General features: G+C 43.4%; 12 protein-coding genes. 2 read left to right on the plus strand and 10 right to left on the minus strand.

Annotated elements, in window-relative coordinates; translation table 11 throughout:
* The 7 genes from ruvA to xseA form a co-directional block, all read right to left on the minus strand.
* Positions 1 to 452 (minus strand): Holliday junction branch migration protein RuvA (gene ruvA / locus HWQ37_RS30085; RefSeq protein ID WP_292754066.1); only part of this gene is annotated, 452 nt, incomplete at its 3' end.
* Positions 452 to 1,210: a sucrose-phosphate phosphatase gene (locus HWQ37_RS30090; protein ID WP_292754067.1), complete on the minus strand. Its 759-nt coding sequence runs from the start codon at positions 1,208 to 1,210 to the stop codon at positions 452 to 454. The genes HWQ37_RS30090 and ruvA, both read right to left, overlap by 1 nt.
* 394 nt (positions 1,211 to 1,604) lie before the next feature.
* Positions 1,605 to 5,738, minus strand: a complete 4,134-nt coding sequence (locus HWQ37_RS30095; RefSeq protein WP_292754068.1) for a PAS domain-containing protein — start codon at positions 5,736 to 5,738, stop codon at positions 1,605 to 1,607.
* Positions 5,739 to 5,740: 2 nt separating this feature from the next.
* Entirely contained in the window at positions 5,741 to 6,214 is a 474-nt protein-coding gene (locus tag HWQ37_RS30100; RefSeq protein WP_292754069.1) for a response regulator, read from the minus strand.
* A complete protein-coding gene (locus HWQ37_RS30105) occupies positions 6,211 to 8,469 on the minus strand; it encodes an ATP-binding protein (protein ID WP_292754070.1) in 2,259 nt (752 codons plus the stop codon). Before HWQ37_RS30105 ends, HWQ37_RS30100 begins: the two co-directional genes overlap by 4 nt.
* 288 nt (positions 8,470 to 8,757) lie before the next feature.
* Positions 8,758 to 8,985: an exodeoxyribonuclease VII small subunit gene (gene xseB / locus HWQ37_RS30110; protein WP_292754072.1), complete on the minus strand. Its 228-nt coding sequence runs from the start codon at positions 8,983 to 8,985 to the stop codon at positions 8,758 to 8,760.
* Entirely contained in the window at positions 8,978 to 10,246 is a 1,269-nt protein-coding gene (gene xseA / locus HWQ37_RS30115; protein WP_292754074.1) for an exodeoxyribonuclease VII large subunit, read from the minus strand. The genes xseB and xseA overlap by 8 nt, the downstream gene beginning before the upstream one ends.
* A 141-nt stretch (positions 10,247 to 10,387) precedes the next feature.
* On the opposite strand from xseA, the gene HWQ37_RS30120 reads away from it, so the two are divergent.
* Positions 10,388 to 10,618, plus strand: a complete 231-nt coding sequence (locus tag HWQ37_RS30120; RefSeq protein ID WP_292754076.1) for a hypothetical protein — start codon at positions 10,388 to 10,390, stop codon at positions 10,616 to 10,618.
* 14 nt (positions 10,619 to 10,632) lie between these two features.
* Here the strand turns inward: HWQ37_RS30120 and HWQ37_RS30125 are convergent, their stop codons facing one another.
* Genes HWQ37_RS30125 through HWQ37_RS30135 form a run of 3 tightly spaced genes read right to left on the minus strand, consistent with a single transcriptional unit; the run spans position 10,633 to position 12,080 of the window.
* Positions 10,633 to 11,085, minus strand: coding sequence for an HNH endonuclease (locus HWQ37_RS30125; RefSeq protein WP_292754078.1), 453 nt, complete (start codon positions 11,083 to 11,085; stop codon positions 10,633 to 10,635).
* 8 nt (positions 11,086 to 11,093) lie between these two features.
* Positions 11,094 to 11,534: a hypothetical protein gene (locus HWQ37_RS30130; protein ID WP_292754080.1), complete on the minus strand. Its 441-nt coding sequence runs from the start codon at positions 11,532 to 11,534 to the stop codon at positions 11,094 to 11,096.
* A 12-nt stretch (positions 11,535 to 11,546) separates the two neighbouring features.
* On the minus strand, positions 11,547 to 12,080 hold the full coding sequence (locus tag HWQ37_RS30135; protein ID WP_292754082.1) for a hypothetical protein: 534 nt from the start codon (positions 12,078 to 12,080) through the stop codon (positions 11,547 to 11,549).
* Positions 12,081 to 12,542: 462 nt separating this feature from the next.
* Between HWQ37_RS30135 and recA the strand changes: the two genes are divergently transcribed.
* Positions 12,543 to 13,622 (plus strand): recombinase RecA, encoded by a 1,080-nt coding sequence (gene recA, locus HWQ37_RS30140; protein WP_179074924.1) that lies wholly within the window; start codon positions 12,543 to 12,545, stop codon positions 13,620 to 13,622.
* Positions 13,623 to 14,086: the final 464 nt, after the last annotated feature.

A 14,086-nucleotide genomic window follows, 5' to 3' on the forward strand; every position in this document is an offset into this window, starting at 1 on the left:
CCTGTGGCGACGAAGAACCCGGCTGATTTGCGCCACTCGACTAATTTGCTTTTCAGTTCTAAACAGATGCGTTCAGCGATTTTTTTACCGACACCGGGAGCCTGAATTAAGATTTGTGTATTGCCAGCAATAATTGCTTGGACTAAATCTGGTAGTTCTAGGGTGTCTAGGAGTGCGATCGCTAGGGCTGCACCAATCCCTGTGACAGTCAGCAAGTGGCGAAATAAATCGCGTTCGGCTGGGGAAGCAAAGCCATAGAGAAAAGGCACTTCTTCCCGAATTTGCAAATGGGTAAAAATTTGCGTTACTCCTCCTGACTCTGGTAACTGGTTTGCTAGCCGTTGGGGAACTTGCAAATCATACCCCAAGCCATTTACTTCCAGAGTCAGAATTACGCGATTAGCGCCAATTGTTTGGATACCAGCGACTATACCTTTTAGATAACTAATCATTACAAGAGACCAAAATAATTTAAGCCTTCAATAATTCCACCTGCACAAAAACACGAAGCCAGGTAGTGGTAGTCAGAGGGATACTCTTTGTGCCATTGGAGTAACTCTTTGCGAGCATTCCCCACAATGATGCCCCGTTCGTTGCCTACAGCAAATAAAGCAATATCATTACCTGAATCACCACAGACAACTGTTTGTTCTGCTGCAAATTTCCACTTCTGACGTAAAAACTGCATTGCCTGACCTTTATCGCTGCTATGGGGTAGAATGTCAAGGTCAATACCGCTACTGTAGATTAACTTTACATTTAATTTAGATTTCTGCAACTCTGCTTCAAGTTGTGGTAGAACATTTGCAGATACTTCTTGTTCTAGAAAATAACTCACTTTGAAGGGACGTTGTTCGGAATCTGGTTGCCGCACTAACTCAGGGTATTTTTTTGTAATAGATAATACAGTTTCCCGTTCCCATCCCGGAGAGAGGATTTCTGACCAACCTGAGTCTGGAGTATCAGTACCATCGAGGTAAATTTCTGTACCCACAGATAGGACGAGGGCATCCGGTTGCAAAAGGTTTTTTTGAGCTTGGAGTTCTTTGTAAAGTACAGGCGATCGCCCGGTAGAATAAACAATTTTTGTACCGTATTCTTGGCGATGTCTATTCAGCAGTTGATTTAGTTCTGGTAAAGCGCTGTCATCGCCGACGGTGCGATATACGAGGGTGTCATCTAAATCGGTTACAAACAAAAATGGTTTCATGATTAGACCTCTTGCAAAATTTCGTTATTCTACCGCGTGAAGAGACTTTTGCAAGAGATTTGTTAACTTTGACGTTACCCCCCAACTCCCCGATGTATTTGGGGGGCTTTAAGAGTCTATTTTCCCATCCTTTCTAAAGACACCGTGTACACACAAGTTATCGAATCACAATCATGTCTGTTGAATTACCCCACCCTAACCCTCCCCTTATAAAGGGGAGGGAACTAGATTTCTTGTTTCCCCCATTTACAAAGGGGGATTAAGGGGGGTAATTCGACTTGTGTTGTACTGTACCTCAAACAGCCGTAAACGCTGTAAGTAGTTAAATAATTCGTAATTCGTAATGACGCTCGAATACTCGCTACCGCTTCGCTAACGTAATTCGTAAGTATAATTAATTTAGTTTAGTCTGGGCGAGTGCCACCACAGCTTGAACTAATTCTTCTGGATCGAGGGGCTTGGTAACGTGCCGTTGATAGCCACTGATTATCGCTCGCTGGGAATCTTCAACTCTAGCATAAGCAGTCAAAGCGATCGCGGGGATTTCTCCCCCTTTTTCGGCAGTTAAAGCGCGGATCTGTTGAATCAGAGAATAGCCATCGATTTCCGGCATCCCAATATCACTGACTAAGACATCGGGTTGGAAGGACTCTAAATTTGCCAATACTTCTGTCGCAGAGGCAACAGTCAAAACTTGCGCCCCGTATTCGGCAAGCAATACTGTTAATAGCTCACGAGCATCGGGATCGTCATCAACGGTGAGAACTCGAATCCCCGTGAGTTCCAGTGCTGGTTGTGGTAACTCATCTGGCTGCTTGATTTCCGGTTCAACATTCAGTAGTGGCAACTGGACTGTAAAGGTGGCTCCCAAGCCAACACCTGGACTATTAGCCGCGATCGTGCCGCCGTGAGCCTCAACCAACTGCCGGACGATCGCTAACCCCAATCCTAACCCGCCATACTTGCGAGTAATTGAGACATCTTCTTGACGGAATGATTCAAAAATATACGGGAGAAAGTCTGAGTTAATGCCTTTACCAGTATCACGGACGATAATCTGCGCTCGATCGTCAATTCGCTCTAGTCTGGTTTCTACCCGTCCTCCTTTCGGGGTAAACTTGATCGCGTTGGAAAGTAAATTCCAAACGATTTGTTGAAGGCGGTTGGCATCTCCAGAGACTTGCCCAATATTCGGTAGTATTGAATGCAACACAATTGATTTGGAAAGGGCTGCTGTATTTACGGTGTCGATCGCAGATTCAATCACAAATGCCAGATTCACTGGAGCCGCATCGATGCTAAGTTTGCCCCGGAGAATCTTGGCGACATCGAGTAAGTCATCAATCAGTTGAGTTTGCAGTTTAGCGTTGCGTTCAATGGTGGCTAAAGCTTCGGCTGTTTTCGCTTCACTAAATTTGCGGGTTTGCAGCAGTTTTGTCCAGCCAAGAATCGGGTTGAGAGGCGATCGCAATTCGTGGGAGAGAACGGCCAGAAACTCATCTTTAATCCGATTGGCGCGTTCGGCTTCGGCTCTGGCTGCTTGTTCTAATTTTAACAACGAATCGCGTTCGATTTCAGCTTGTTTGCGATCGGTGATATCCTGCACGTTACCCACCATCCGTACTGCATTACCGACTGTATCGTAGAAAATCTGACCTCTAGAGGCTAACCAACGAATGCCATCGGGGTGTAAGATCCGATAATCAGCTTCATAGTAGTCTTGCTGTTGCTGGATGGTCTGACTGATTGTTTCATTGGCTGAGGTGCGATCGTCTGGGTGCAGCAGACTTAACCACTTTTCAAAGCTGACTTCCCCTGCGGTTGGGTCAAGTCCAAACAGATTGTAGTACTCTTCAGATACATGAGCGCTGTTGCGGGCAATATCCCAATCCCATAATCCCGATCGCGTCGCTTTGTACGCCAATTTCAATCGGGCTTCGCTCTCCTGCAAGAGGAGTTCTATCTTTTTGCGATCGGTGATGTCTCGTGAAATCAACAAGATTCGTTCTATCTGCCCAAAGGCATCCAGAATCGGGCTAACGACCACTTCCCACCATTTCGGAGTGCCTTTTTGGGTTGGGCAATATCCGCGAAAAATGCTGACTTTACCTGTTTTAGTGGCAGCGAGTGCCTCCCGTGCCTGTTGCCGATAGCTGCCCTCCCAGAAACAGAGCCATTTAGTATTGAGATAACAATTTAAGTCGTCAATTTCCATCATACACAGACCACCTGTATTCATGTACAGGAGCAGCCCATCAAGGCTTAATACCTTGATACAATCAGAGCTGCTGTCTAAAATGCGGTTTTTAAATTCTTCACTTTGGCGTAGGGCTTCTTCGATTTGTTGACGAGCGGTAATATCTCGCCAGGTGGCAACAAATCCGTCTCCAAATTTAGCCACGCGGATATCAAAGGCTCTAACTAAGCGTTGTTCTCCGTAATCATCTTCATAAATTAGGCTGTCTTTAATCAGCGCCTTGCCTGTTTCTACTACCTGGCAGTATTCATCAAACAATCCACTCTCACGATGTCCTGGTAGTAATTCACACAACCTCCGCCCAATCGGCTGCTCAGAAGTCATTTGATTGTTGAAACAAGCTGCATTATTGACATATTCAGTCACAAAATCGACAATCTCTCCCTGCTCATTCCGAATAGCACGGTATACTCCAAAACAATCCAGCATATTTTCAACGGACGTGCGGAAGCGTTCTTCGCTCTCTCGCAGAGCAACTTCTGCCTGTTTGCGTAAGCGAAGCTCGTCGTAGATATCGCTGATATCATGATGGATACCTGCCATGCGGAGGGCATTACCTTGGCGATCGCGCAAAACTACTTTTCCGTGGTTGGCAATCCATTTCCATTCCCCAGACTTGGTTAACATCCGATATTCAAATTTGTAAGATACCGAATCGTCGTGAAGATGAGCATTCAACCGTTCCATCACCCAAACTTTATCTTCAGGATGAATAAGTAGCTCCCAACTGCTAAACTTCCCAGGTAATTCTCCTGGCTCATATCCCAGCATTTCTAGCCATCGTGAACTTAAATAATCTTCATTGGTGACAATGTTCCAATCCCATAAACCACCACCAGAACCTTCTAGCGCCATTTGCAGACGTTCTTCACTGTCTCGCAAGGCTTGCTCTACCTGTTTGCGTTCGCTGATATCTTCAGCAATCCCTGCAAACCGATAAACCTCTCCTGTTTCATCTCGAAGCCCAAAGCAGCGATCGTGAACCCAGCGAATACTACCATTGGGTAAAATAATCCGATATTCTTGATCGAATTTATCTGCGATCGCTTTTTCCTCAAAGGCTCTCTGGGTCGATTCTCGATCCTCTGGGTGAATCCGATCTACCCATGCTTGTTGTCCTTGATACAATTCCTCCGGGTTCAATCCCCACAGGCGTTCGTAGGCAGGGCTGACATAGCTGACTCGATTTTCGGACACTTCTCTAATCCAAAATACCGCATCAATATTTTCTGCAAGTTGCCGAAAACGTTCCTCACTATCGCGCAGAGCTTCGGCTGACTGTTGGCGTTCCTTGAGTTCATGCTGTGCCTGTTGATATAGTTCTGCTTGTCGCAAGGCAATACTTAGCTGAATTGCCAGTTCTTTGAGCAAGTCAATCTCTAAGGGTTGCCACGAGCGCGGGGAAGCACAATGATGAGCAATTAGCAATCCCCAAAACTGGTTATCTTGGAGAATTGGTACAACCAGATTAGCTCTGACTTGAAACTTTGCCAACAATTCACCGTGGCATGGGTCAATATTGCGATCGTGAATATCTGATATTGCCGTTACTTGCCCCTGACAATAGCGTTCGATATAATTTTTGATCAAGGCGGGATTGTCCCTGACAGGTTGCGGTTTATTCGAGACGAGACAGGGATCGTCCATAGTAGACGAGAGCAGCGATCGCCACTGTGCCCCAACAGATTCTGCGACTACAGTGCCATCTCCGTCAGCTTTTAACCGAAAAACCAAGACGCGATCGGTGTGGAGAAACTGCCGGACTTCGGCAACGGTTGTCTGAAGAATTTCATCTAGATTCAGCGATTGGTGAATTTGCTGGGTAATATGTGCAACTATGCGCTCTCGATGAATACGCTGTTGCAGTTGGGTGCGTAACTGTACTGTGGCAATTGCCCCATTGACTGCTATTTGCAGCCGTTCTGGGGTAATTTGCTCTTTGACCAAATAATCTTGTGCGCCGGCTTTCATCGCCTGAACTGCGATCGCCTCATTGCCCTGCCCTGTGACGACAATCACAGGTAAGCATGGCTGTTGGCTTAAGAGTTGCAATTGCGCGAGAAATTCCAGTCCGTCTAGATCGGGCAGTCGATAATCAAGTAAGATGGCATCAGGCTGATATTGCTGCCAAAGTTCTAGTCCTTGCCGCCCCAAGGTTGCTTCTAAAAGTGTATAGGAATACTCGCGATCGCGCAGTAAACACCGCCGATAGAGTTCTCGATCTTCTGGCGAATCATCGACAATTAAGACAATGCGCGATCTCTGACTCATAACTAATCCTTCGGGCAATCGGGCAGTGTCGTTACTTCAAACCAATACTCTACCAGCATCTGAATATCTCGTTTCAGCTGAGCAAAATCGATCGGCTTAACGATGTAACTGTTGACTCCATATCGATAGCATACTTCGATATCTTTCGGATTGTTAGAGGTGGTAAATACTACCACCGGAATCATGTTTAAGTTACGATCTTGTTTAATCCGGCGCAATACTTCTCGTCCATCGGTTCCGGGCAGGTTTAAGTCAAGCATAATCAAGCCGGGGCGGGATGCAGTTTGGCAATCGCCATAGTTGCCAGTTCGATAAAGAAACGCCAAAGCTTGTTCCCCATTCACACACCTCTGAATGGGGATCTTAACGCTAGAACGCCCTAGAAATCGTTGCAGTGCCTCAAAATCTTCGTTGCTGTCCTCGACAATTAAAAGTAATGGTGTTTGCTTGACAGGAGAAGCTGAAAAGCTAGTCATGTATTTGGCTCCACTGACAGCGTGAAGTAAAACGTACTACCTTGAGTCTGGTTAGATTCTACCCAAATTTTACCACCGTGCCGTTCTACGATTTTGCGGGCGATGGTTAACCCTACCCCAGTTCCACCGCCAAAGTCATCCCGTCCATGTAAGCGACGGAATATCTGAAAGATTTTGTCGAGATGCTCTTCGGGGATGCCAATGCCGTTATCACGGACGTAGAAAGTCATAGAGGTGGGAGCTACTTTTCTTTGTCCATTTTCTTCGATAAAACCAATTTCGACCCACTTGTTGGGTTTATCATTGTACTTAATAGCGTTGCTGATCAGGTTGGTGAAGAGTTCATTAATCTGAGCGCGATCGCATTGAATACTCTTAAGAGGTTGAGGAATGCGAAACTCGACTTCGCTTTGTGGCCGGGCAATGCTTAAGGTGCTGATTACCTGCTGCACTAACTCATTCAGATTCACTGGTTGGCGGATCAGTTCGGCGCGTCCTAATCGGGAAAAATGGAGGAGTGAATTGATCAAGTCTTCCATTCGCTGCGTTAGCCGCACCAAGGTTTGGAGTTTTGCAACTCCATCGTTATCTAGTACGTCTGCGTAGTCTTCCATTAAGAAGTTAGCATAGTTGTGAATGCCCCGCAGTGGCTCTTTCAGGTCGTGGGAGGCAACATAAGCAAAGGAATCGAGTTCTTCGTTACTCCGTTGTAATTCAAAATTCATCGCTGCCAGTTTGTCTGCTTGTCGCAACACAACACCTACAACTAGGCTTCGCAGTTCAGCAACCGCTTCAACTTCGCAGGGTTTCCAGGGTAAGGCATACCCTTGGACTGTTTCTTGCCATAATTCAAAGGATTTGCGAGGAGAGATTCTGAAATTGCCCTCTGACAAAACCTCCACAGGCTTGTTGGGATTACCGCCCCAATTCACCGTTTGAATGATTTCTGGACGAAACCAGAGAATGTAATTGTGATGAACTCTAGAAATTTCTAGGGCTAAAACGCCACTAGCGATCGCTTTAAATGACTCGCCGGCGGGATAATCTTTAGTGAGCGATCGCGTCTCAAACAAGTTATGATGCAGTTGAGGTTTAATCCAATCAAGTAAGGCGTGAACCTCGTCTTCCGATGGCGTTTTCCCGGCTTCAATATACTGGTCGCCACTGCATATTACCGCTCCTGTGGCACTGGTCAGATTGAGTAATTGAGATTTCAGTTGCACCATGCCATCCAGAAAACACTCAGCCTGAGACAAACCTTCCACAAATTGAGTTTGTAGTGACTTCAATTGCCTTTTGTAATCAATATCTTCACTAGCTTCTTTGTTTGCCAGTTCCACAGACATCACCTGTCCAATGAACTCGCACATAGTACGGATATTGTAAGAAATATATTTAGGCGACGAATGATGACAGGCAATCAATCCCCAAAGCTTTTGTTCGTGCATCAGAGAAATAGACATGGAAGCGGTAACGCCCATATTTTGCAGGTACTCTAAATGAATCCCAGAAACACTCCGCAGCACCGAAAGACTGAGATCGAGCGGTTGATTTGTCAAGGGATTGTTCGCTGGAATTAAGGTGACAGGCTGGTAGCTAGCATCTGGAATCAGCCGCAGCCAGTTTAGGGTGTATAGCTGTCGCGCTTGCTTAGGAATGTCAGAGGGCGGATAGTGTAAGTCTAGATAAGGTGTTTCCTGATTAGTGTCTTCAGCGATTACCCTGCCAGCCCCTTCCCGATCGAATCGATAGACCATGACGCGATCGAAACCAGTGATTCGCCGGACTTCTGTAACCACAATTTGGCACATTTCCAACATTGTGGGTGCTTTCTGAATGCGGGTAATGATTCCTCTTACCTGTTGATAGAAGTTAAAAAATCCTGTGCTATCCTTCGCTTTTCTCGGCTCTAATTCCAGAATAATGATATTATCTAAAGAATGTATAATGCCATCAAAATAAATTGATTTATTCAGATGTTTGATAGACAGATTCAGGGGATTGATGCTCTCAAAATCCTCTGCAAGACATTGTTGAATCAAGTTAATCTGCTTGGCATTGAGTAAATCTGACAGCGACTTGCCGAGCAATTCTTCCGGTTGACGACCAATAACTTTTTGAGTGTTACTGCTGACCTGAAGGATTTCTAGAGTGGGATCTTGCAAAACCAGCAAAATCCCGTGAGGCTGGATCAAACTGGGAATGTGGATCGGTTCGCGATCGCAGTTTGTCAAATCAACGATCTCATCTGTCATTCTCAGTTTCTTAAACTCCTCATTAGAACTTTGACATAAATCAGAAATGTTGAATATATAGTCAAAACATAGATTTACTTAGTAAATTTATTTTTAGTTATTTAGCTTTTCTAATTATATTTAACCGACTAATAAAACTCAGGGTAAAACATACAGGTTTGAAATGGATACTTTAACTATAACAATCCATAATCATTCTTGAGAAACAATTCCTTGAATTTTCCAATAAGTTGGGTATCTGCGGGTTAAGATTTGACTGTTTCAGCCTTGATATCCAGGCTCTAATTTCTACTCTTGGCTTAATGTTTCAATCAACAAATCCACCTGCTGTTGTCGCTGCTGCAAAAAACCTTCGCACTGACGCAAATACTCCACAGCAGTTGTAAATTGGTCAAACACGGCTTCCAATTCCAACTCACCCGCCTCAATGCGAGTAATAATTCCCTCAATCTCAGCAACCTTCGCCTCATAATTCCAACCTTCCTCAGAACTAGAAGCACCCTTACGTTTAACCATTAACCTCTCCGTGTCCTCTGCGCCTCTGCGGTTCGTTTATTTCCATAACCTTCACTTTAACCCCACCCTGCCCCAATTGGACCACTAACTCTTCCCCCACAGCCAACTCCCTTGCCGAACGAGCGATCGCCCCATCTTCCCTTCTCACCACCGCATAACCACGCTGCAACACCGCTTTCGGGTCAAGACTAGCCAACTTTTGCCGCAACAACTCTAAATGCTGCGTTGCTTGCTGCGATCGCCCCGTCGTAATTTGTACCAAATGCTGACGCTTCCAAGCTAACTTTTCCACCTCCTGCTGCACTTGCCGATCTAGCCGCAAACGTCGCAAACGATTCCGCAATCCTTGCAATTTATCCTCAGCATTTTCTCTAAAGTCATGCACCGCCTCATGTAAAGCTGCAACTCGTTGCCGATGTTCAGTATACAACTCAGAAAGTGCTGGCACAACCATTTCCGCCGCCGCAGTGGGTGTATGCACACAAGCATCTGCAACTAAATCAGCTAAAGATTCATCTCGTTGATGGCCGATACCAGTAATTACAGGAATAGAACAACTAGCCAGCGATCGCACCACTCGTTCATCATTAAAACAAGCCAACTCCTCAACCGCGCCACCACCCCGCGATAAAATTAGCACTTCGGCGCGTCCATCTCGTTCCACCCGTTCAATTGCTTTAACGATAGATTCCGGTGCTTGCTCCCCTTGTACGGTCGCGGGAGAAAATAAAACGTGTAAACCTGGATACCTTTGCTTAAGAGTTTTTTGAATATCACCCCAAGCCGCCGCCGTTGGTGAAGTGACGACAGCGATCGTTTGGGGGTGCGTGGGGAGCGATCGCTTTCTTTGCGTGTCGAACAACCCCTCAGCCAGCAAGCGGTTTTTGAGTTGTTGATAGCGCAACGCCTGTAAACCAACACCAGCAGGTAGAGTCTGCCAAACTGATAACTGATACTCTCCCCGATTGGGATAGACGCGAATACTGCCCAAAATGATTATCTGCTCACCAGGAACAGGTATCTGGGCGAGTTTTGGCAATTGGCTATTCCATACTACACACTTAATTCCGGCGCTGCGATCGGGATCTTGCAGCGTAAAAAATAACCCACTGCGATGATTGTTAGCGCTAGAAACTTCGCCAGTTACCCAAACTTGCCGCAATTGTTCATCTTGCTCTAACAGCAAGCGGATATAGTCAGTTAATCCAGAAACTGAAAGGGCTGTATCGAGAATCAGAGAGTCGGGAAGGTCGAAAGTCATCAAAGATGGGTAAAAGCAAAAGCCTAATCAAATCTTAGCAAATAACGTTAATTGATAGCTATTGTGTTGAATTATCAAACTGGAAATATCCCAAAATTCCATTAGACTTAAAATAATCAGTAAATAGAGTTTAAAACTATCATGGAAAAAATAGAACTTGAACTAGATAGACTCACCTTTGAACGAGCAAAAACTCTGGCAATAGTCAATCAATCAACTCTAACGGAATTGATTACTCATGTAATTGAACGTTTAGCAGAAATTCAGGAGAAAAACGATCCCTTAATGGGATTATATGCTGATGTTCCAGAAATTGTTGATGAAATTGTTGCCGAGGCGATGGAAAAAAGAGGATATCAGATGAATAAATAATTCGTAATTCGTAATTAATCCTTTAGAGACTGGAGTAACTGGCTAGGACGTGCCATCTTCACAGCAAGATAAAGATTCGGATAATTAACAAATATATAGTGTTCATATTTGTACCAATGCATTTCACCCTTTTCTTTGTTACAAATCTGGCAAATGACCCATAAATTATTGAATTCCATTGATAACCAAGGATACTGTGACCGAGGTAGCTTGTGATCTATTGTCTTACCACCTTTGTCAGAGTAGTGAGAACCACAAATTGGACAGTACCAATTGGAATTTTCTCTCACCCAATCTTTACTATCTTGAGTTGTACCGCACTCATAATCACCATTAATATAGCGCCAATAATCGAATTTTCTATAAGTTTCAAAATCTTCATGAGTTAGCCTGTGATATCGCTTGTTGCCGATTGTATCCACAAGATCAAATAATTTTTTAAGGTCTTTATCTTCAATGTTAACCATATTTTCTGCTAAATTTTTACTGTTCTATATGTCTTTTGGTTATGCTTCTTTTTATATTTAATATTGGTATTTTGACTAAAATCAATAAATTCCATCTCTGTCTCAGGAAACTGCTTATCTATTTCTTCTGCAACTTCATTAACTTCTTTAGATAATCTTTGGTTGTACTCGTTTATTTCTTGATTAGTGAGATATTTATTACCAATCCTATCAGCCTCAATAAATAATTCTTCAAGTGTGAATTCATCAAACTGATAATTATCTATAAATCCCTCTAGCTTTTGATAAAAATTAACAACATTATCCCAGCCAATATTTTTGTAAAGGTTTTCTTTTAGCCAAATTTGGTCTTTTTTATGAAGCTTACTCCGATTCTTTGAGTTAGCGAGTTGAACAACCCGATAACTCATTCCCCTAAAATTCCTTTTTTTACCTTTTTTATCAGTCATATATTCAGTGCTTTATCCTAAAGTCCATTTGAAAAAAGTAATTACTGCTTTCCGAATTTCACTATCTTCATATTTGAGAATTTCTTTAGTATTCATAGCTAATTTAAGTTTAATTTGATCGACTAAATTTTTTAGAGATTTATTGTCTTTTTTGAGTTGCTCATTAACTTCTGTTAAGTTTTGGTTTTGAGAATATATTGTTTTGAGTTCAACTTCTAAAATATTATGTCTCTGAGACAAGCTTTGAATTTCAGCTTCGTATTTTTCTCTTTCCTGTTTTGGATACTTTTTAACTTGGTCAATTTTGGCAGCATATTCCTGCTCTTTCAATTCAATCTCTTTAGTTTTCTTCGTTACCAGACCTTTCTGGGCAGCTTGAAGACGCTGACGCTTAATTAATTCAGAACCAGCAAAAGGCGAAATAGCTCTGCGAATAGTAATTTCATCAGGATTGGTACTAAAGTCAATTACTTCCAAAGCACGCATAGCATCTGCTTTTGTCCATCCCTCGCTTTCAAGTAGCTTAATAGACTGTGATTTATTCACGTTTGCTGAAGATAGTTTATGTAATTTATGTTACTATAATATCAATTCATTATCTCCATGCCAATAAGCTGGATTCAAGGATAGCAGTAACTTTAATAGATTTATCGATACTGGAGACTACTTAGCTTTTTGTTGTGACTAGACGCACCACGATAGAGGTTTTCTCTCTCCAAAATAAAGCAGTCTCATTATGTACAGTGCATAAAACTCAGTTGTTTAAATAATTTTTCTTTGAAAACCCTTGCTTACCCAGCCAAAAAAGGCTATCTCTGAATGCAAGTTGGTATCATTGTGCAAGACTACCCTAATCTGGTAGCGATCGAGTTACGATCTTGTTACACCCTTTTTTGATTTGAGAAGTCCTATTCCAGAATTTTCTGGTTAAAATAGTATATCTGTTCTACTCAAACTCCCAGAGCAACACTCCTTAAAACCATATATTAAGAGGCATTAGAAGCAGGAATGGCTATCAACACCGACACTTCAGGCAAGCAAAAAGCACTGACTATGGTGCTAAACCAGATTGAGCGCAGCTTTGGTAAAGGGGCAATCATGCGCCTGGGCGACGCTACCCGGATGCGAGTGGAAACAATTTCTAGTGGGGCGCTTACCCTAGATTTAGCATTGGGTGGTGGTTTACCCAAAGGTCGGGTAATTGAAATTTATGGGCCGGAAAGTTCCGGTAAAACTACAGTAGCGCTACATGCACTCGCCGAAGTGCAAAGAAATGGCGGTATTGCTGCCTTCGTTGATGCTGAACACGCCCTTGATCCTACTTATGCTGCCGCATTGGGTGTAGATATTGACAATTTGTTGATTTCTCAACCTGACACTGGCGAATCAGCTTTGGAAATTGTCGATCAGCTTGTACGCTCTGCTGCGGTTGATATTGTAGTTATAGACTCAGTAGCAGCGCTGGTTCCCCGTGCTGAAATTGAAGGCGATATGGGTGATATTCACGTTGGTTTGCAAGCGCGGTTGATGAGCCAAGCCCTGCGTAAAATTACAGGCAACATTGGTAAATCTGGTTGTACAGTAATTTTCATTAACCAGTTGCGGCAAAAAATCGGTGTTACCTACGGTAGCCCAGAAACTACTACTGGCGGTAATGCATTGAAATTTTACGCTTCGGTGCGCTTGGATATTCGTCGAATTCAAACCTTGAAGAAAGGTACAGATGAATTTGGTAATCGCGTTAAAGTCAAAGTCGCCAAAAATAAAGTAGCGCCGCCCTTCAGAATAGCGGAATTTGACATTATTTTTGGTAAAGGGATTTCTACCTTGGGTTGTATTGTAGACTTGGCAGAAGAAACTTCCATTATTGTCCGCAAGGGGGCTTGGTATAGTTACAACGGCGATAATATCTCCCAAGGACGAGACAACGCTATTAAGTATCTAGAAGAAAAACCGGAATTTGCTGAAGAAATTAAGAAACTGGTGCGTGAAAAGTTAGATAAAGGCGCTGTTGTTTCTGCTAACTCTGTAGCTAAAGCCAGTGAAGAAGATGAAGAGGAAGATGTCGATTTAGAGCCAGAAGAATAAAAATGTGGATTTATTAATCTGCAATTGCTAATAGATGGTGCGTTATTAAGATAGATAACGCACCTTATTTTTTCTAAAAATCTCGATTTTGGTATGTTGAATGCAAGCTTAAATCCAGACAGTGAATAGCTTTGGAGTGATAACACATCCTATTTGATATTTTGGCGTAGTGGCGTGACAAGGCTAAAATGTTGCAAAAAAATTGTAGGTTGGATGGAGGCTTTGCGTAACCCAACATCCTGATATGTGTTGGGTTGCGCTCCGCTCCACCCAACCTACGTATAATGCTATTTTAAGCACTAGTGGTCTGTCAAATCCATTTTGACGGTTGGAGAGACGCGATAAATCGCCGTCTCTACAGAAAATTTATTCGTCAATTATTTCTTGACAGACCACTAGAAGCAGTTGCAAAAAAATTGTAGGTTGGGTGGAGGCTTTGCGTAACCCAACATCCTGATATGTGT

It is taken from the genome of Nostoc sp. NMS4, assembly GCF_017115095.1.
GTDB lineage: Bacteria > Cyanobacteriota > Cyanobacteriia > Cyanobacteriales > Nostocaceae > Nostoc.